The 17492-nt window shown below is 64.0% G+C and carries 20 protein-coding genes and 1 pseudogene; 11 read left to right on the plus strand and 10 right to left on the minus strand.

All coding sequences use genetic code 11. The features are described 5' to 3' along the window. Positions 1-3 precede the first annotated feature (3 nt). The 3 genes and pseudogenes from CWR53_RS06455 to CWR53_RS23455 all read left to right on the plus strand — a co-directional run bounded on the left by CWR53_RS06455 (position 4) and on the right by CWR53_RS23455 (position 3246). On the plus strand, positions 4-765 hold the full coding sequence (locus CWR53_RS06455; protein ID WP_100851082.1) for an SDR family oxidoreductase: 762 nt from the start codon (positions 4-6) through the stop codon (positions 763-765). 1392 nt (positions 766-2157) lie between these two features. Next, positions 2158-2337 (plus strand): annotated as a pseudogene (locus CWR53_RS23450) (hypothetical protein); the annotation flags it as partial. A 204-nt stretch (positions 2338-2541) separates the two neighbouring features. Then, a complete protein-coding gene (locus CWR53_RS23455; protein WP_375335486.1) occupies positions 2542-3246 on the plus strand; it encodes a methyl-accepting chemotaxis protein in 705 nt (234 codons plus the stop codon). A 54-nt stretch (positions 3247-3300) separates the two neighbouring features. Here CWR53_RS23455 and CWR53_RS06465 read toward each other — a convergent pair whose 3' ends face one another. Then, positions 3301-4491 (minus strand): benzoate/H(+) symporter BenE family transporter, encoded by a 1191-nt coding sequence (locus tag CWR53_RS06465; protein ID WP_100851084.1) that lies wholly within the window; start codon positions 4489-4491, stop codon positions 3301-3303. A 146-nt stretch (positions 4492-4637) separates the two neighbouring features. Here CWR53_RS06465 and CWR53_RS06470 point away from each other — a divergent pair, with 146 nt between their 5' ends. Next, a complete protein-coding gene (locus tag CWR53_RS06470) occupies positions 4638-5240 on the plus strand; it encodes a glutathione S-transferase family protein (protein ID WP_058606113.1) in 603 nt (200 codons plus the stop codon). 177 nt (positions 5241-5417) lie between these two features. Here CWR53_RS06470 and CWR53_RS06475 read toward each other — a convergent pair whose 3' ends face one another. From CWR53_RS06475 to CWR53_RS06495, 5 genes are all read right to left on the minus strand, one after another. Continuing rightward, positions 5418-5789: a glutaredoxin gene (locus CWR53_RS06475; protein WP_058639716.1), complete on the minus strand. Its 372-nt coding sequence runs from the start codon at positions 5787-5789 to the stop codon at positions 5418-5420. A gap of 61 nt (positions 5790-5850) precedes the next feature. Next, positions 5851-6396: a GTP cyclohydrolase I FolE gene (folE, locus tag CWR53_RS06480; RefSeq protein WP_023535356.1), complete on the minus strand. Its 546-nt coding sequence runs from the start codon at positions 6394-6396 to the stop codon at positions 5851-5853. A 69-nt stretch (positions 6397-6465) separates the two neighbouring features. Further along, positions 6466-7026 (minus strand): Smr/MutS family protein, encoded by a 561-nt coding sequence (locus CWR53_RS06485; RefSeq protein WP_023535332.1) that lies wholly within the window; start codon positions 7024-7026, stop codon positions 6466-6468. A 263-nt stretch (positions 7027-7289) separates the two neighbouring features. Continuing rightward, positions 7290-7610, minus strand: a complete 321-nt coding sequence (locus tag CWR53_RS06490) for a hypothetical protein (protein ID WP_100851085.1) — start codon at positions 7608-7610, stop codon at positions 7290-7292. Positions 7611-7691: 81 nt separating this feature from the next. Beyond that, positions 7692-8282: a cysteine hydrolase family protein gene (locus CWR53_RS06495; RefSeq protein ID WP_058639718.1), complete on the minus strand. Its 591-nt coding sequence runs from the start codon at positions 8280-8282 to the stop codon at positions 7692-7694. A 181-nt stretch (positions 8283-8463) separates the two neighbouring features. Here CWR53_RS06495 and prmB point away from each other — a divergent pair, with 181 nt between their 5' ends. Next, on the plus strand, positions 8464-9372 hold the full coding sequence (gene prmB, locus CWR53_RS06500) for a 50S ribosomal protein L3 N(5)-glutamine methyltransferase (protein WP_058606109.1): 909 nt from the start codon (positions 8464-8466) through the stop codon (positions 9370-9372). Positions 9373-9462: 90 nt separating this feature from the next. Here the strand turns inward: prmB and CWR53_RS06505 are convergent, their stop codons facing one another. Both CWR53_RS06505 and CWR53_RS06510 read right to left on the minus strand, forming a co-directional pair. Next, entirely contained in the window at positions 9463-10245 is a 783-nt protein-coding gene (locus CWR53_RS06505) for a hypothetical protein (RefSeq protein WP_058606108.1), read from the minus strand. Between the two features lie 63 nt (positions 10246-10308). Next, on the minus strand, positions 10309-11268 hold the full coding sequence (locus CWR53_RS06510) for an alpha/beta hydrolase (RefSeq protein WP_100851086.1): 960 nt from the start codon (positions 11266-11268) through the stop codon (positions 10309-10311). A 181-nt stretch (positions 11269-11449) separates the two neighbouring features. On the opposite strand from CWR53_RS06510, the gene aroC reads away from it, so the two are divergent. The 3 genes from aroC (at position 11450) to CWR53_RS06525 (ending at position 14310) form a co-directional block, all read left to right on the plus strand. Then, a complete protein-coding gene (gene aroC / locus CWR53_RS06515; RefSeq protein WP_058606106.1) occupies positions 11450-12541 on the plus strand; it encodes a chorismate synthase in 1092 nt (363 codons plus the stop codon). 81 nt (positions 12542-12622) lie between these two features. Further along, a complete protein-coding gene (locus CWR53_RS06520) occupies positions 12623-13777 on the plus strand; it encodes an MFS transporter (RefSeq protein ID WP_058606105.1) in 1155 nt (384 codons plus the stop codon). Continuing rightward, positions 13774-14310, plus strand: coding sequence for an oxidase (locus CWR53_RS06525; protein WP_058606104.1), 537 nt, complete (start codon positions 13774-13776; stop codon positions 14308-14310). The genes CWR53_RS06520 and CWR53_RS06525 overlap by 4 nt, the downstream gene beginning before the upstream one ends. A 176-nt stretch (positions 14311-14486) precedes the next feature. Here the strand turns inward: CWR53_RS06525 and CWR53_RS06530 are convergent, their stop codons facing one another. Next, positions 14487-14759 carry a DUF3509 domain-containing protein gene (locus CWR53_RS06530; protein ID WP_058605801.1) on the minus strand — a complete coding sequence of 91 codons (273 nt, stop codon included), beginning with the start codon at positions 14757-14759 and terminating at the stop codon, positions 14487-14489. Positions 14760-15030: 271 nt separating this feature from the next. Here CWR53_RS06530 and CWR53_RS06535 point away from each other — a divergent pair, with 271 nt between their 5' ends. Together CWR53_RS06535 and CWR53_RS06540 are read left to right on the plus strand one after the other, a co-directional pair. After that, positions 15031-15564, plus strand: a complete 534-nt coding sequence (locus CWR53_RS06535) for an ankyrin repeat domain-containing protein (protein WP_058605800.1) — start codon at positions 15031-15033, stop codon at positions 15562-15564. Between the two features lie 60 nt (positions 15565-15624). Continuing rightward, on the plus strand, positions 15625-16155 hold the full coding sequence (locus tag CWR53_RS06540; RefSeq protein WP_100851087.1) for a hypothetical protein: 531 nt from the start codon (positions 15625-15627) through the stop codon (positions 16153-16155). Positions 16156-16185: 30 nt separating this feature from the next. On the opposite strand, the gene CWR53_RS06545 is transcribed toward CWR53_RS06540, so the two are convergent. Further along, entirely contained in the window at positions 16186-17124 is a 939-nt protein-coding gene (locus CWR53_RS06545) for a ZIP family metal transporter (RefSeq protein ID WP_058605806.1), read from the minus strand. Positions 17125-17254: 130 nt separating this feature from the next. Here CWR53_RS06545 and CWR53_RS06550 point away from each other — a divergent pair, with 130 nt between their 5' ends. Beyond that, the gene (locus CWR53_RS06550) at positions 17255-17446 is read left to right on the plus strand and encodes a PLDc N-terminal domain-containing protein (protein WP_100851088.1); all 192 of its coding nucleotides are present in this window, start codon (positions 17255-17257) and stop codon (positions 17444-17446) included. Positions 17447-17492 lie beyond the last annotated feature (46 nt).

Raw genomic sequence — 17492 nt, forward strand, 5'->3', positions numbered from 1 at the left:
GGCATGAGCATGAGTTTTTCGGGCCAGGTAGCACTGGTCACCGGGGGCGGGGCAGGCATCGGCCGGGCAACGGCGCTGGCCTTTGCCTGCGAGGGCCTGAAGGTGGTGGTCGCCGACCTTGATGCAGTGGGTGGCGAGGCCACGGTCGGGCAGATTCGGGCCGCTGGCGGCGAGGCGTTGTTCATCGCTTGCGATGTGACCTGTGACGACCAGGTCCGCCAACTGCACGAGCACCTGATCGCCGCCTATGGCCGCCTGGACTATGCCTTCAACAATGCGGGTATCGAGATCGAGCAGGGCAAGATGGCCGATGGCAGCGAGGCGCAGTTCGACGCCATCATGGGCGTTAACGTCAAGGGTGTGTGGCTGTGCATGAAATATCAGCTGCCGCTGCTGCTGGCCCAGGGTGGCGGCGCTATCGTCAATACCGCCTCGGTGGCGGGGTTGGGCGCGGCGCCTAAGATGAGCATCTACAGCGCGTCCAAGCATGCCGTGATCGGGTTGACCAAGTCGGCCGCCATCGAATATGCCCGCAAAGGCATCAGGGTCAATGCCGTGTGCCCGGCCGTGATTGATACGGACATGTTCCGCCGGGCCTATGAAGCCGACCCCCGCAAAGCCGAATTCGCGGCCGCCATGCACCCGGTAGGACGCATCGGCACCGTGGCCGAAATCGCCAGCGCGGTGTTGTACCTGTGCAGCGATGGTGCGGCGTTTACCACTGGGCATTGTCTGACGGTGGATGGAGGGGCTACGGCGATTTGAATGGGTGAGGTTGTGGTGGATGAAGCCCAAAGGCTGTCAGGATCTGAGCACTCGTTCTGAACAGGCATTATCACGCTGACATCCTGGGGCCGCTGCGCGGCCCATCGCGGCACAAGGACCGCTCCCACAAAAGCGAAATCTACAGGCCACCGAGCCCCGTGTGCGGCCTTGCGCCGCGCTGGACGCACTCATGCAATTACCCAATCTACCAGCCCCCGCGTCCCCCCCCCGGGTGGGAGCGGCCTTGCGCCGCGATGGGCCGCGCAGCGGCCCCAAGTTCTCCGCCCCGAGCCGCAAATCTTGACCCCCTCGCGCACCTCCAGCCTGCCACTGTCATCCCCCTCCACCAACCACCGTCGTTGCCAGACAACATCCCGCCACTCATCCCTCCCTTTCACACGTAAGACGACTCCTACAAACCCATTACCGACACCCTCATAGCTATTTGACACTATTCTGACGTCAGGCCCTTGTTCAGGGGTTGGCAACGTTGCCACCCTTGGCTATCGGGATAACCTGACACCCACAAGGGGAATCGGCATGGGCGCGAGCAAGCACGGTGTGTTGGCCAACCTGGGCATGGCCCGCAAACTCGCGCTGGGTTTCACCCTGGTGTTGCTGCTGACCCTGGCGGTGGCTGCCATCGGCATCGCGGCGTTGCACAGTGTCGGGCAGCGCTTTGACAGCCTGCGCGAGCTGGCACAATTCAACACCGACCTGTTGCGCTTGCGCCAGCACGAACAGGCGTTCGCACTGCGCTCCGACATCAAACAAGCCGAAGCCTTGCGCGCCGGGTTGCAAGGGTTGCTCGAGCGCGCCCGTGCACTGCCGGCCCTGGCCGCAGCCGAACCTGAGCTGGCCGCCTATGGCCAGGCATTCGAAGCATTCGTCGGCGCGGTGCAGGCTAAGGAACTGGCGCTCGACACCGCCAGCTGGTCGGTCTCAAGCGTTGCCAACAACCTCGACGTGCTGCAGTCCGGCCTGACTGATGACGGGGTGTATACCCTCAAGCAATCGCAAGGCCAGCAGGGCGGTGAGTTCCTGGAACAGTCCGCGCAGGTGGCGCAGGTCTCGCGGTTGATGCTCCAGGCCATGGATGAAGCCCGGGTACGCCTTGAGAAAAGCCGCAAGGGCGAAGACGATGTCAGCCAGGCGCGCATCGCGCAAACGGTCGAGGCTGCCAGCCTGGTGGGCCAGTTGCAGGCGGCGGTCACCGACAGTGGCTATCAGAGCGTACTCAACGAGGTAGCGGGGCACATTGGCAGCTTCTCCGAAAAACTCAATGAATACACCGACCAACTGGCCAGCGAACAAGGGCTCAAGGCACAGTTGCAGGCCTCGGCCGAGCACGTCACCAGCCGCGTCGATCAGGCCTACCTCAGTGAAGAGCACATGCTGCAAGGTGACCTGCAGCGCAACACGGTGGCCATCGCCATCGCCACCGCGCTGGCCTTGCTGGTGGGCGTGCTGGCCGCCTGGCTGATCACCCGCGCCGTGGTTGGCCCGCTCAAGCACGTGATTGCCCGTGCACAACGCATTGCCGACGGCGAACTGGCCTTCGAACCCGTCGCCCCGCGCCGCGATGAAGTAGGGCAACTGACGCAGGCCATGCAGCAGATGGCCGCAGGCCTGTCAGGCATCGTCAGCGGTTTGCAACAAGGCATCGAGCAATTGGCCGGCAACGCCCAGGCGCTGTCGGCCGTGACCGAGCAGACCAACCGCGAAGTCGGCAGCCAGAAGGAAGAGACCGAGCAAGTGGCTACGGCGATGCAACAGATGACGGCCACCGTGCACGATGTGGCGCGCAACGCCGAGGAGGCCGCGCAAGCGGCGCAGGCTGCCGACGAGAAGGTCGACTCAGGCCAGCATGTGGTGCGCCAGAGCATGCAGCGCATCGAGCAGTTGGCCGTCGCGGCCGAAACCGCCAGCGCGAGCATTGAAAGCCTCAGCTCTGAGATCCATACCATTGGCGATGTGCTCGAAGTCATCAAGAGCGTGGCCGAGCAAACCAACCTGCTGGCCCTCAACGCGGCCATCGAAGCGGCCCGTGCCGGCGAGCAGGGACGCGGCTTTGCGGTAGTGGCCGATGAGGTGCGTGCACTGGCCAGGCGCACGCGCCAGTCCACCGAGCAGATCGAAACCCTGGTGGCCAGCCTGCGCGGCAATGCGCAGCAGTCCGTCGCGCAGATTCGCGGCAGCACCGAGCTGGTGCGCCTGGCCGTGGCCGATGCCCTGCACACCGAAAGCGCACTGGGCAGTATTGCCGCCGCAGTGTCGTTGATTCAGCAGATGAACCAGCAAATCGCTGCCGCCGCCGAACAGCAAAGCTCGGTCGCTGAAGAAATCAGCCGCAGCGTCACCCAGATTCGTGGCAGTGCCGACCAGGCCGCACTGGCCATGCAGGACAGCGCCCGGTCCAGCGTCGAGCTGGCGCAGTTGGGCACCGACCTCAAGGGCATGGTCGGCCATTTCAGGCTGTGATCGGGCCAGCCTGGCAGGGCGCCGCCAGCGCGGCGCCTGCCATCGGCGGTTGTCTTACGCTTTGCGTGGGTTGAGGATCAGCAGGGCCAGTACACCGGCCACAATGCCCCAGAAGGCCGAACCGATGGAGAACAGCGTCAGCCCCGAGGCCGTGACCATGAAAGTGATGACGGCCGCTTCCCGCTCGCGCGCTTCACTCATGGCTACCGTCAGGCCATTCATGATCGAACCAAACAGGGCCAGGGCCGCGATCGACAGCACCAGTTCCTTGGGCAAGGCCGCAAACAGCGCTGCCAGCGTCGCCCCGAACACGCCGGCAACTCCGTAGAACACGCCGCACCATACGGCCGCGGTGTAGCGCTTGCTTGGGTCTTCATGGGCATGCGGCCCGGTGCAGATGGCCGCGCTGATGGCAGCCAGGTTCACCCCGTGCGAGCCAAACGGGGCCAGCAGCAACGAAGCCAGGCCGGTGGCTGAAATCAATGGAGAGGCCGGCACCTGGTAGCCGTCAGCCCGCAGCACAGCAATGCCCGGCATGTTCTGCGAGGTCATTGCCACCACAAACAGCGGAATGCCGATGCTGATGGTGGCTGCCAGCGAAAAGTGCGGCGTGGTCCACACCGGCGTTGCCATTTCCAGTGCGAAGCCACTGAAGTCCAGCAGCCCCAGGGCGCCGGACAATGCCGTGCCCACCAGCAGCGCGGCCAGCACGCAGTAGCGCGGCGACAGGCGCTTGACCAGCAGATAGCTGAAGAACATGCCCAGCACCAGCAAGGTACGGTGCTGGGCGGCAACGAAGATCTCGCTGCCGATCTTGAACAGAATGCCGGCCAGCAGCGCCGATGCCAGCGAGGCAGGAATACGCTTGACCAGGCGCTCGAAGCTGCCGGTCAGCCCACAGACCAGCACCAGCGCTGCACAGGTGATGTAGGCGCCAATGGCCTCCCCGTAGCTCACCCCGCCCAGACTGGTGATCAGCAGCGCCGCGCCGGGCGTGGACCAGGCCACCGTCACGGGCGTGCGGTAGCGCAGGGACAGGCCGATGCTGCAGACCGCCATGCCGATCGACAGCGCCCAGATCCACGAGGATATCTGCGCAGTGGTCAGGCCAGCCGCTTGCCCGGCCTGAAACATCAGCACCAGCGAGGAGGTGTAGCCGGTGAGCATGGCGATGAAGCCTGCGACCACCGCCGAGGGCGAGGTATCTGCCAGGGGGCGAAGGCGAGCGGAGGTGGCATCGGTCATGAAAAAATCCTTGTAAGGGTATACGCCGTGGTTACCAGACTAACGCCAGGCGAGGTGACAGCAGCGATACAGCGATCATTGCTTTTAACCGTACAGTCGTTAACTATCAGGCGCTCTGATATGACGGCATTGCAGGGGTAGGGGTGATGTACAAGGTTTACGGCGATTATCAATCGGGTAACTGCTACAAGGTCAAGTTGATGCTCAGCCTGTTGGGGCGGCCTTATGAGTGGCACCCGGTGGACATCCTCAAGGGCGAGACCGAGACGCCCGAGTTCCTGGCCATGAACCCCAACGGCAAGGTGCCGGTGTTGCAGCTCGAGGACGGCAGTTACCTGTGGGAATCCAATGCCATCCTCAACTACCTGGCCGACGGCAGCGAGTTCCTGCCCGCCGAGCCGCGCCTGCGCACCCAGGTGCTGCAGTGGCAGTTCTTCGAGCAATACAGCCATGAGCCGTATATCGCCGTGGCCCGCTTCATTCAGTTCTACCTGGGGCTACCGGATGATCGCGTCGAGGAGTACCGCAAGTTGCACAAGGGCGGCTACAAGGCGCTGCGTGTGATGGAGCGGCAGTTGCTGGTGACCCCGTATCTGGTGGGTGACCAGTATTCCATTGCCGATGTGGCGTTGTATGCCTACACCCATGTGGCGCAGCAAGGCGGTTTCGACCTGACGGATTACCCGGCCGTGCGCGCCTGGCTGGAGCGGGTGAGCAGCCATCCGCGGCATGTGCCGATGGTAGCGTGAACCACGAGGTCCGGGTAGGAGCGGCCTTGCGCCGCGATGGGGCGCGTAGCGGCCCCCGGCAATATGAGTTGCGGAGCTGAAATCCTGGGGCTGCTACGCAGCCCATCGCGGCACAAGGCCGCTCCTACCCGGACCTCGCTGGCTTGCGGGTGCCAAGGCAGCACCCGCCACTGTGGCTCAATGCTTACCAAACCGCTCATCCAGGTAAGCAATGATGGCCTTGGACTCATACATCCAGGTCACCTTGCCCGCTTCCTCGATGCGCAGGCATGGCACTTTGATCCGGCCACCGCCTTGCTCCAGGGCCTGACGGTGCACAGGGTCGTTCTTGGCGTCGCGCAACGCCACCGGCACGTTCAGGCGGTGCAAGGTGCGGCGGGTCTTGACGCAGAATGGGCAGGCATGGAACTGGTAGAGCGCCAGGCCCTTGGCCGCCTCGTCCACGCCGGCCTGGGCCGCCGGGTCGCGCTTGCGCTTGGCCGGGCGGCTGACCCAGTCGCCGAATACGATAAGCTGGCCGAGGCCAACCCGCAGGGCTTTGACGATCATCTACAAACTCCTGAAATGAAAAAGGCCGACCGGCAGGGGTCGGCCTGGGTGACGCAGCCGGTTACTTGATCAGGCTGAGGAACTCGCTGCGGGTGGCCGCGTTGGCACGGAACTCACCCAGCATCACCGACGTGATCATGCTCGAATTCTGTTTCTCCACACCGCGCATCATCATGCACATGTGCTTGGCCTCGATGACCACGGCAACGCCGGCGGCACCGGTGACCTGCTGTACGGCATCGGCGATCTGGCGGCTGAGGTTTTCCTGGATCTGCAGGCGACGGGCGTACATGTCGACGATACGCGCCACTTTCGACAGGCCCAGCACCTTGCCCTTGGGCAGGTAGGCCACATGGGCCTTGCCGATGAAGGGCAGCATGTGATGCTCGCACATCGAATACAGCTCGATGTCCCGGACCAGCACCATTTCGCTGTTGTCGGAACTGAACAACGCGTTGTTGGTCACTTCTTCCAGTGTTTGCTCATAACCGCGGCAAAGATACTTCATCGCCTTTGCAGCCCGCTTGGGCGTGTCGAGCAGGCCCTCACGGGAGACGTCCTCGCCAATCTGGCTGAGGATCTCGGTGTAGTTCTGTTCCAGGGACATGGATCTACCTGTGGGAAAAATCGCAAAAACGAAGGTTACGGCGGCAAGGGCGGCGCTGCAAGCGCGGCGTTACTCGTCGCGGCCTTCGAGCATGGTTCGCTTGAGCATCACATAGACGGCGCCGGTGCCCCCGTGGCGGGCACTGCAGGAGGCAAAGCCGAGCACTTGCGGGTGCTGGCGCAGCCAGGTGTTGACGTGGCTCTTGATCATGGGGCGCTTGCCATCCAGGCGTGCCGCCTTGCCGTGGGTGACCCGCACGCAGCGTACTTCCAGGCGGGTCGCTTCGGCGATGAAATCCCAAAGTGTCTCGCGCGCCTTTTCCACGGTCATGCCGTGCAGGTCCAGGCTGCCTTCGAACGGTATCTGCCCAAGCTTGAGCTTGCGCAGCTGGGTTTCCTGAACGCCGTCCCGGCGCCACATCAATTCGTCTTCGGCGCCCACGTCGATGACGAACTGGTCGGACATGCCATCGATGACCAATGCCTTGTCGCTGGACACGGTCGCCGACTGGCGCAGGCCGGCCAGCTTCTGGCGATCGGCCTTGGGCTTGCCGACCTCGGCACGGTCGTGCGTGATCGGCTTGACGCCGCGCACTTCGGCCTTGAACAGGGAAAAATCGTCGTCTTGCATGATGCCTCCACGTGGGCGGCGTAGTTTACGCGAGTGCGCGGCGGTGTGCAGCCATGGTGGTCGGGTGGAGTGGGCAGGCTGGCGATGGGCGACCCCAGGCAATAAGGTGCAATGCTGTCCACCTGTAGGAGCGGCCTCGTGCCGCGATGGGGCGCGCAGCGGCCCCGGCGATCTAGGCTGCTACGCTGAAACCCTGGGGCCGCTGCGCGCCCCATCGCGGCACGAGGCCGCTCCTACAGGGGGCAGCTCAGTTTGCAGGAACCTCACTCATGCTTTTTCATCAAGTGAGGCGACATGTTCAGCTCCCGAGCCCGGCGCAGGCGGATGCGGCTCAGACGCCAGAAGCGTACGCCGAGCCATAGCATCAACAGCCCCACCACCGTCAAGGTGGCGGCAAGCGGCTTGTTGGCGTTGAGTTCGGCCAGGGCAGGGTAGTTGCCCAACAGCCCGGCCACGCCGGCCATGGCCAGCAACACACCGAGGGTGGCCAGCAGCGCGGAAAGCGCAGCACCCAGGCGTGCGCCCCAGCTGCGCGGTTCGCGCGGGCGCAGGCGCTTGGCGTCGATACTGCCTTTGAGCTTCATCCTGCTCTCCTGTAGGGGTATGGGCCCTTCGACCCACAATCACACCTCCGGTTCCTGCCTGCCGCCACCCACCTGATCGAGTCAGATCAGGCTGGCCGTCGGCGCCACGCACGCGAAGTTGTCGGCCATCACGGCCATTTCACACCGGTGGATCTGCGCCGCTGGAATCACCTGGTCGTTGAAAGCCAGGTCACGGGTGGCCGACGCATCTTCCACCAGGGTGCACCGGTAACCATAGTCCTTGGCACGGCGCACGGTGGTGCTGACGCTGGAGTGGCTCATGAAGCCGCAGACGATCAGGTCGAGATGGCCGAGTGCCTGCAACGTCTCGTGCAGTTTGGTGTTCTTGAAGGCATTGGGCATGCGTTTTTCGATGACGGTCTCGCCTTCCAGCGGTTCGAGCCCCGGAATGAACTGACCTGCAGGGCCCTGGGGGTCGAAGCGCCCGCCAACGGTGCCCAGATGGCGAACATGGATGATCGGACGGCCGCTCTTGCGCGCGGCATCGAGCAACCTGGCGATGTTGGCCACGGCCTCATCCATGCCCGACAGCGCCAGGGGCCCGGTCAGGTACTCCTTCTGCGCATCAATGATGATCAGGCTGGCTTGGCTCAGCTTGGCCGGCGGGTAATCGCGGCCAGTGAGGCGGAACATCGTGGTTGGAACGGACATCAAGGGCTCCTTGGTACAGGGCTTTTGTGCGCCTATTCTCCCCTGCCTTGGCGACAATGGGAATGGTTGACAACGCAAGTGGCGTGGTTGCTGGCTTGTGGCTACCGTACAGGCGATTGCAGGGAACAAATCCGGGGCCTGGGCTGTTAGACTTTCGGCCAGTCTGAATTAGGAGTTTCCCGTGATCACATCCCGTCTGCGCACGCTGCGCGACTATATCCGTTGGGCGGTCAGCCGCTTCCATGAGCACGACCTGTTCTTCGGCCATGGTGCCGACAACGCCTGGGATGAAGCCCGGTTGCTGGTGCTGGGGGCGGTCCACCTGCCGTTTGAGGTGGCCGACAGCTACCTGGACTGCATGCTCGAGGATGCCGAGCGCGTACAGCTGCAGCACTTGCTCAAGCGCCGCATCGAAGAACGGGTGCCCACCGCCTACCTGCTGGGCGAGGCCTGGTTCTGTGGCATGTCGTTCATCGTCGATGAGCGCGTGCTGGTGCCGCGCTCTCCCATTGGCGAGCTCCTGGAAAAGCGCCTTGAGCCGTGGCTGGGCGCTGAGCCAGGCCGCATTCTGGACCTGTGCACCGGCTCCGGCTGCATCGGGATCGTCGCCGCCGACGTCTTCCCGCAGGCCGAGGTGGTGCTGGCCGACCTGTCGTTCGAAGCGCTCGAAGTAGCCAACCAGAACATCGAGCGCCATGGCCTCGATGGCCGGGTGTACACCGTGCAGGGCGACGGTTTCGAAGGGCTGCCGGGCCAGCGCTTCGACCTGATCCTGTCCAACCCGCCGTACGTGGACGCCGAAGACTTCGACGACATGCCGGCCGAATACCACCACGAACCGGAGCTGGGCTTGGCTTGCGGTGCTGATGGTCTGGACCTGGTACGGCGCATGCTGGCCGATGCGGCCGACCACCTGACCGAAAAGGGCTTGCTGATCGTGGAGGTGGGCAACAGCCAGGTTCACGTCGAGGCGCTGTACCCGGAAGTCGATTTCGCCTGGCTCGAATTCGAGCGCGGCGGGCATGGGGTATTCATGCTCACCGCCGAGCAGTGCCGTCAGCATCAGGCGTTGTTCAAAGGCCGCGTCTGAGGGCGCGTGGGCGTAACGGGTGTCAGGCGCCCGTGTCGCCCAACCCGTTTTCAAAACACCTGAGGCCCATGAAACGCCAGGCCCAGGGTTTCAGCGCGTGGCGATCCAGATCAGCAGCCCGGCTTGAAACAGTGCAAAGGCCACCAGGCAGGTGATGGTGAACCGCAAGCCGCTGTCTTCGCGCTGGTACTTGGCCACACGCTCATCACGCTCGCGCAAGCGGGCCTCGCCTTCCTGCAACTGCTGGTCTGCCTGCTGCAACAACTGCGCGGCATCGAGAAGGCCCAGGCGCTGCACGCGCTCGCTGTTCCAGCCTACCTCCAGCTGGTCTACCCGGGTCTCGGCCGTTCGGCCCTTGAGCACCTGCCCGTCTTCGTACTGCACCTCAAGGCCTGCCCCGCGCAGGCACTGGTCCCGGCGCAGGCGCGAGTCCTCCTCCAGCGCATCCTTGCTCGGCAGCGCAAAGGCCTCTACCCGGTAATTCGGCCATTTGCGCTGCAGCCACTGGGCGGCCTGGGCCAGCAGGAAGCGGCCCAGGCCGCGATTGACCGGCTCCAGTTGCAGGCCATGCTCATCCCCAAGGCGCACGCACCGCGCCTGGTGATCTACGCGTATGTCCACCTGGTTATGGCCCTTGTGCACCTTCTGGCCGGGCAACGCAATCTGCATGCGCAGCAGGCTGTGGGCCGGGTCGTGGCGCTCGGCATAGCCGAACTGCACGAAACGCAGGGGGCGGGCGCCGGTTACGCGGTCGCCAGGCAGCGGCGCCAGGCGCAGCAACTGGTGATGCTCGACGGCCAGGTCCGCCCAGGGCAGGGCGGGAGTGTTTTGAGGCTCTTCAGCCGGCTCTGTGGCAGCAGGTGGTGTGGTCATCAGGGCATGTCCTTGGCTATGCACGCTGTATCGGCCGCCGCTGCCCAGACCTGAGCCCGTCGATCAGGCCGGTGGCAACTGGCGAATGAACGCGACGATCTGCTCGCCCAGCTCCCGTGCCAACGGCAACTGCGGGTTCTGGTAGCTCTCACGCTGTTCGCTCATGTCCTTGGGGCTGATGCGCAGCATGTGGTTCATGCCCTCGATCAGCACCAGGTGGGCATCGGGTTTGGCGTCCTTGAGCTTCTGCGCATCGGCCACGTCCACCTGCACGTCGTTGCGCCCCTGCACGATCAGCGCCGGCATGGGCAGCCGCGCAAACGCGGCTGCCGGGTCCTGCCGGAACAAGGTGATCAGGTAGGGCTGCACGCTGGGGCGGAACACCTGTCGCAGCGGTGCGGGTACGTCCAGGCTGGTCTGGCCGGCTTCCAGGCGGTCAAGCAGGGCACTGCCACGGGCCAGCTGCGCAGGCGGCAGGCGCTCGGCAAGCTGCTCGCGCACCACTTCGGCCATGGGCCTGCCGCTGCCGGCCAGGCTGATCACCGCACTGGCCCCGGCCTGCTCGGCGGCCAGGCTGGCGATCAGCGCACCTTCGCTGTGGCCGATCAGGATCAACGGGCCGAAGCGGGGGTCGGCCTTGAGCTTATGGCCCCAGGCCACTACGTCGGCGACATAACGCTCCACGCTCAAGTCGCGCTCATCGGGCGTAGCCGGTTGGCTGGCGGCCACGCCGCGCTTGTCGTAGCGCACGCTGGCGATATTCGCATTGGCCAGCAGCAAGGCTAGGCGCTTCAAGTTGTCCACGCGCCCGCCAGCCGGGTTGTTGCCGTCGCGGTCAGTGGGCCCGGAGCCTGCGATGATCAGCACCACCGGCGGCGGGGTGTCCTGCTGGGGTAACAACAGGCTGCCGTGCAATACGCCCTGACCGGTGTCCAGGTCGATGGGGCGGTGCAGGACGGTGGGGGTGGCGGCATGGCAAAGGCTGGTCAACAGCAGGCAAAGCAGGGCAATGAAACGCGGCATCGTGCGCAACTACACAGGGGGAGATAGCACTTTGACCTACAGTGGCCGAGGAAGGTTCTAGGCCAGGCCCAAGGCCCCGCATCGCCCGGAACGACGCGGTCGCCAACCGGCCCGCACACGCGGGCAATCCACCTGTATACTGCCGCTTTCCTTCATTTCAGGCAGATCTCGCGGAGCGTCCATGTCCGGCAATACCTACGGCAAGCTGTTCACTGTCACCACCGCTGGCGAAAGCCATGGCCCGGCGTTGGTCGCCATTGTCGATGGGTGCCCGCCAGGCCTTGAGATCTCCCTTGCCGACCTGCAGCGCGACCTGGACCGGCGCAAGCCCGGCACCAGCCGCCATACCACCCAGCGCCAGGAACCCGATGAGGTGGAAATCCTCTCAGGCGTGTTCGAAGGGCGCACCACCGGTTGCTCCATTGGCCTGCTGATCCGCAACACCGACCAGAAGTCCAAGGACTACTCGGCCATCAAGGACCTGTTCCGCCCGGCCCACGCCGACTACACCTATCACCACAAATACGGCACCCGCGACTACCGTGGCGGCGGGCGTAGTTCGGCCCGCGAAACCGCCATGCGCGTGGCTGCCGGCGCCATCGCCAAGAAGTACCTGGCCACCCAGGGCATCACCGTGCGCGGCTACATGAGCCAGCTGGGCCCGATCCAGATCCCTTTCAAGACCTGGGACTCGGTAGAGCAGAACGCTTTCTTCAGCCCCGACCCAAGCAAGGTGCCGGAGCTTGAGGCGTACATGGATCAGCTGCGCCGGGATCAGGATTCGGTAGGCGCCAAGATCACCGTGGTGGCCGAAGGTGTCATGCCGGGCCTGGGCGAGCCGATTTTCGATCGCCTGGACGCCGAGCTGGCCCACGCGCTGATGAGCATCAATGCCGTGAAAGGCGTGGAAATCGGTGCAGGCTTTGCCAGCGTCGCGCAGCGCGGCACCGAGCACCGCGACGAGATGACCCCGCAGGGTTTTCTCAGCAACAACGCAGGCGGCATTCTGGGTGGTATCTCCTCGGGCCAGCCGATCGTTGCCCACCTGGCATTGAAGCCTACCTCGAGCATCACCGTGCCGGGCCGCTCGGTGGACGTTGACGGCAACCCTGTGGACGTCATCACCAAAGGCCGGCATGACCCCTGCGTAGGCATTCGCGCCACCCCGATCGCCGAGGCGATGATGGCCATTACGCTGATGGACCACCTGTTGCGCCACCGTGCCCAGAACGCCGAGGTGAAGGTGAACACGCCGGTGCTGGGCCAGCTCTGACTCATCTGGGCCTGTTTTCTCGCGGCGGTAGCTCGCGCAGCTGAGTCACCGCCGACAGGCCCTGCTTCCCAAGGCAACCCCATGCAGCCGATACCCTACTGGCGATTGTCCAGTTTCTACCTGTTCTATTTCGCCTTGCTGGGGTCCACGGCGCCGTTCCTGGCGCTGTACTTCGACCACCTGGGCTTTGCGCCCGCGCGCATCGGCGAACTGGTGGCCATTCCCATGCTGATGCGCTGCATAGCGCCCAATCTGTGGGGCTGGCTGGGGGACCGGACCGGGCAGCGCTTACTGATCGTGCGGCTTGGGGCGTTGTGCACGCTGGCCACCTTCAGCCTGATCTTCTTCGGCAAGAGCTACGCCTGGCTGGCGATGGTCATGGCCTTGCATGCGTTCTTCTGGCACGCGGTGCTGCCGCAGTTCGAGGTGATTACGCTGGCGCACCTGCATGGCCAGACGTCGCGCTACAGCCAGGTCCGGCTGTGGGGGTCGATTGGGTTCATCCTCACCGTGGTGGGGCTTGGGCGCCTGCTCGAATGGCTGAGCCTGGACATCTATCCCGTGGCCCTGGTCCTGGTCATGGCCGGTATCGTGGCCGCCAGCCTCTGGGTACCCAATGCCCAGCCCGTCGAGCACGGTGAGCGACACGGGGCCGGAGGTTTTCTCAAGCAGCTGCGAGCCCCTGGAGTCCTGGCGTTCTACGTCTGTGTGGCGCTGATGCAATTGAGCCATGGGCCGTACTACACCTTCCTCACCCTGCACCTGGAGCACCTGGGTTACAGCCGAACGGCCATTGGCCTGCTGTGGGCGCTCGGGGTGGTGGCGGAAGTGGTGATGTTCATGCTCATGAGTCGCCTGTTCGCACGGTTCAGCGTCCGCCGGGTGCTGCTCGCAAGCTTCGTGCTGGCCGCCGTGCGCTGGCTGTTGCTGGGCAATCTGGCAGCGCAGCCGGGCGTACTGGTGGGCGCGCAGTTGCTGCATGCGGCCACTTTCGGCTGCTTTCACGCGGCCAGCATCGCCTTCGTGCAGAGCAGTTTCGGCGCCAGGCAGCAGGGGCAGGGCCAGGCCCTGTACGCTGCGCTGTCGGGTACCGGTGGTGCCCTGGGCGCGTTGTACGCCGGCTATAGCTGGAACATGCTCGGCCCCGGGCTCACCTTTGGTATGGCCAGCGTCGCAGCACTGGCGGCAGCCGTTATCATGGCCTTTCATTCGCAACCCAACAGGACCTTACGATGAGCATCCTCTGCGTATTCGACCCTTCCACCCCGCAGTTGCCCAACAAGGTGCTGACCCATGCCGAAGACATCACGGCAGCACTGGCCGAGCATGGGGTGTCGCTCATGCAGGCCGAGCACGGGCTGCGGGTGCGTCCGGGCACCTTGCACGATGAGATGATGGATGCCTGCCAGGCCCATCTCGATCACATGATGACCACCCACGGTTGCCAGGCCCATGGGGTGATCAACCGTGACGGGGTCGAGGATCAAGGCCCGGACCTGCGCGATGAGCATGTGCTTGATACCGACGAAGTGATCGTCGTGGTGAGCGGACGCGTGCAGGTTGGCCTGCGCCTAGGCGCCGAGGTGTATTCGGTGATGTGCGAGAAGGGCGACCAGTTGCGCGTGCCTGCGGGGACGCGGCGCTGGCTTGAGCTGGGGGAGGCGCCGTTTTGCCTGGCGTTCAGGCTATTTGCAACTGAAGCGGGGAGTCAGCTGGCATTTACCGGCGACGCGAGTGCGCGGGCGTTTCTGGGGATAGACGAGTTGTGACCTTGCGCCCGAGGCATGTAATGCCCCTGTAGGAGCGGCCTCGTGCCGCGATGGGCCGCGCAGCGGCCCCAAGATTTCAGCTTCACAGCTCATATCGTTGGGGCCGCTGCGCGGCCCATCGCGGCACGAGGCCGCTCCCACCTTGAATTTGGTCGCTTTCGGGGGCAGTGCAGGAATCAGCGATAAGTCGGCAATGCAAAACGCTGCTGGCTCTGCAACATCGAGATCACTGGCAACTCGCTGGCTTGTTCGGCCAAGTCGCGGCGAATGGCGCTGATGGCCCAGGACAATTGCTCGGCGCTGTGCAGTTGGGTGTAGGTCAGTACACGGCGGGTAACCTTGCCGTCGGCCGCACGCAGAGTCAGCAAGATGCCGCCGTCAGGACGTGATTGAGTCGCTACTTGGTAAGCAGGGAACACCGAGACGAATTTTTCCTGGATAAGGTTCATGACTACTCCTGACAAGGTGTGTGGCAATCGATGTCTAGATAGATTGCAGCGACCGTGCCAGAAACAGCGTGTAGGAAAAATCCAGGTAAATCAGGGGCTTGGACTGCTTTTAGAGAATGCCTTCCGTGCAAGCTGCAAGGTCATGCATTTTGCACAGTGCATTTTGCACGGCAAGCCGATCAACGCTATGGGCTCGATAGAAACGGAACCTTTGACGCGCAGGAAGAGCCTGACAAACACTTGGGCAACGATTTCTACCAGGAGGTTCCTTATGTCCACCCAGACTGCGTCCGCTCAGCCTGCTCAAATGTCTTCCGATGAAACGGCTGCCTTTGCCGCACAAGTGTTCGACAAGGCCCGTCAAGGCGATGCCCAGATGCTGGAGCGCCTGCTGCAAAGCGGTCTGCCGGTGAACCTGCGTAATCACAAGGGCGACACCCTGCTGATGCTGGCCAGCTACCACGGCCACCATGACGCCGTTCAGGTGTTGCTCAACCACGGGGCCGATCCGCTCATTGCCAACGACAACGGCCAGCTCCCCATCGCCGGTGCCGCTTTCAAAGGGGACATGGCCATGATCCGCCTGTTGCTGGAAAACGGTGTACCGGTCGATGCCGCTGCCCAGGATGGACGCACGGCCCTGATGTTGGCCGCCATGTTCAACCGTGTAGAGATCCTTGAGTACCTGCTGGCCCAGGGTGCCAACCCTGCCTTGCAGGATGTGCGCGGTGCAAACGCACTGATGGCAGCCCAGACCATGGGCGCCGTGGACGCCACCGCACGCCTGCAAGCGCTGGCAGGCTAACCGGCAGGGGGCGTTTGCGGCTATCCTTGGCGACTTTGCCATCGCCACAGGCCCCCCTTCATGAAAACTCAGTTGCTCGAATTCATCCGCCTTATCAGCGCAGGCTGCCTGCGCGAAGAAGACATCGAGCGCATTGCCGACGAGGCTGCCCAGGCCTACGCCGACCCCGCCGCTTTCCTGGCCGCCAACCCCGACATCAACTACGACGACAGCTTTCCCATCCCGCTGGGCGAGTGGGTAGTACTCGGCAGCCTGCCTGACACCGTGGTATTCCAGGCCGGCACCTATCAGGAGCTGTTCCAGCAGATCAGCGACTCGTTCGACAAGAGCGTGCCGTTGACCCTCAAGCCCAAGCAGCTGGCACGCACCGAGCCGCTCGTGGCGCTCAACCGTATCCAGGTGCAGATGGGGGCGCTCAACAAGGAAGCCGGTGGCTACGTGCTGCTCGATTTCAGCCAATTGCTCGATGATGAGCTGCAGATGGTCATGGTTGGCCAGCATGACCTGGAACGGGTCCAGGCGCTGGCCGCTGAACTTGGCATCAAGGCCGAGCCCGCCCTGGAGGCCCTGAAGGTCGCCCTGCACGTCTGAGCGCTTCGCACAGGCCGGGTAACGGCGCTGTCAGCCCAATGCGGTGTCCAGGAACATCATCACCGCAAAACCGCCCATCAAGCCGAGCGTGGCGGAGGTCTGGTGGCCGTGACGGTGGGTTTCGGGAATGACCTCGTGGCTTACCACGAAGATCATCGCCCCCGCCGCCAGCCCCATGCTGATAGGGTAGGCCACGGCAAAGCCGGTGGAAATGCCCAGCCCGATGACCGCGCCCAAGGGCTCCATTACTCCTGAACCAATGGCCACCAGTGCGGCCTTCAGGTTGGACAGCCCGGTCGCCCGCAGCGCCAGCGCCACGGCCAGGCCCTCCGGGATGTCCTGAATGGCGATGGCGGTGGTCAGCGGCAGGCCGATGTTCATGTCGCCGTTGGTGAAGCTCACCCCAATGGCCATGCCCTCGGGCAAGTTGTGCAGGGTAATGGCCAGCACGAACAGCCAGACTCGGCTGAACCGTTCGGTTTCCGGCCCTACAACGCCGACGCGTTCATGTTCGTGCGGCGTGAAACGGTCCAGGCCCAGCATCAGCAGCACGCCCAGCCCCATGCCGACGACTACGATGAAGGCCGCACCCGGCCCACTGCCGGTGATCTCCCGCGCCGCGTCCAGACCCGGCAGGATCAGCGAAAACGAACTGGCTGCCAGCATCATGCCGGCAGCGAACCCCAGCATCACGTCCTGGTTACGGCTACTGACATCACGCAACACCACAGCCAGCACAGCACCCAGCGCGGTGGCGCCAAAGCCGGACAGGCCCCCGAGCGCGGCCAGGTGCAGGTTTTCGGAGTGATCGCCGTTGACCGCATTCCACAGGCTCGCACCCAGCAGAATCACGACGGCCAGCAGGCTCAGCGCAAGGCCTGCACCGACCCAGGGGTTATTGGCTATCTGTTGCCGCCACACGCTGAACGGCGAGGGCGGGGTGGCGCTGTGGCTGTGGGCAGGTGGCATGCAGAACCTCTGATCGGAATGACGATGCATCATAGGCAGTGACCTGCAGGCGGCGCCAAGGATTCCCTTCTATTGAACCGATAGGGGGCTATGCTATGCAGCAATACACTCATCAACTGGGGTACGCGGTATGGGATCGATATTCAACAGCCTGGTAGGTCTGATCATTCTTGCCCTGGATATCTGGGCCATCATCAACGTCTACAAGAGCGACCGCGAAGTGGGAGTCAAGGTGTTGTGGATTCTCCTGATTGCCCTGCTGCCGGTCGTGGGGCTGGTGATTTGGGCCATTGCCGGGCCGCGCGGTACAGGCCGGCTATGAACCCAGCACCAAGGTGCCTCCGTGGCGCCACAGGCGCATCCAGGCC

The organism is Pseudomonas sp. SGAir0191, assembly GCF_002812565.2.
Classification (GTDB): Bacteria; Pseudomonadota; Gammaproteobacteria; order Pseudomonadales; family Pseudomonadaceae; genus Aquipseudomonas; species Aquipseudomonas parafulva_B.

Bases quoted from the DNA above. Each gene is read 5' to 3' on its own strand.
- folE (WP_023535356.1), bottom strand. From the start codon at position 6,396: ATGTCCCTGGAACAGAACTACACCGAGATCCTCAGCCAGATTGGCGAG.
- CWR53_RS23455 (WP_375335486.1), top strand. From the start codon at position 2,542: ATGACGGCCACCGTGCACGATGTGGCGCGCAACGCCGAGGAGGCCGCG.
- CWR53_RS06530 (WP_058605801.1), bottom strand. From the start codon at position 14,759: ATGAACCTTATCCAGGAAAAATTCGTCTCGGTGTTCCCTGCTTACCAA.
- CWR53_RS06545 (WP_058605806.1), bottom strand. From the start codon at position 17,124: ATGCCACCTGCCCACAGCCACAGCGCCACCCCGCCCTCGCCGTTCAGC.
- aroC (WP_058606106.1), top strand. From the start codon at position 11,450: ATGTCCGGCAATACCTACGGCAAGCTGTTCACTGTCACCACCGCTGGC.
- CWR53_RS06490 (WP_100851085.1), bottom strand. From the start codon at position 7,610: ATGAAGCTCAAAGGCAGTATCGACGCCAAGCGCCTGCGCCCGCGCGAA.
- CWR53_RS06540 (WP_100851087.1), top strand. From the start codon at position 15,625: ATGAAAACTCAGTTGCTCGAATTCATCCGCCTTATCAGCGCAGGCTGC.
- CWR53_RS06550 (WP_100851088.1), top strand. From the start codon at position 17,255: ATGGGATCGATATTCAACAGCCTGGTAGGTCTGATCATTCTTGCCCTG.
- CWR53_RS06475 (WP_058639716.1), bottom strand. From the start codon at position 5,789: ATGATCGTCAAAGCCCTGCGGGTTGGCCTCGGCCAGCTTATCGTATTC.
- CWR53_RS06470 (WP_058606113.1), top strand. From the start codon at position 4,638: ATGTACAAGGTTTACGGCGATTATCAATCGGGTAACTGCTACAAGGTC.
- CWR53_RS06495 (WP_058639718.1), bottom strand. From the start codon at position 8,282: ATGTCCGTTCCAACCACGATGTTCCGCCTCACTGGCCGCGATTACCCG.
- CWR53_RS06465 (WP_100851084.1), bottom strand. From the start codon at position 4,491: ATGACCGATGCCACCTCCGCTCGCCTTCGCCCCCTGGCAGATACCTCG.
- CWR53_RS06520 (WP_058606105.1), top strand. From the start codon at position 12,623: ATGCAGCCGATACCCTACTGGCGATTGTCCAGTTTCTACCTGTTCTAT.
- CWR53_RS06485 (WP_023535332.1), bottom strand. From the start codon at position 7,026: ATGCAAGACGACGATTTTTCCCTGTTCAAGGCCGAAGTGCGCGGCGTC.
- CWR53_RS06535 (WP_058605800.1), top strand. From the start codon at position 15,031: ATGTCCACCCAGACTGCGTCCGCTCAGCCTGCTCAAATGTCTTCCGAT.
- CWR53_RS06525 (WP_058606104.1), top strand. From the start codon at position 13,774: ATGAGCATCCTCTGCGTATTCGACCCTTCCACCCCGCAGTTGCCCAAC.
- CWR53_RS06455 (WP_100851082.1), top strand. From the start codon at position 4: ATGAGCATGAGTTTTTCGGGCCAGGTAGCACTGGTCACCGGGGGCGGG.
- CWR53_RS06510 (WP_100851086.1), bottom strand. From the start codon at position 11,268: ATGCCGCGTTTCATTGCCCTGCTTTGCCTGCTGTTGACCAGCCTTTGC.
- CWR53_RS06505 (WP_058606108.1), bottom strand. From the start codon at position 10,245: ATGACCACACCACCTGCTGCCACAGAGCCGGCTGAAGAGCCTCAAAAC.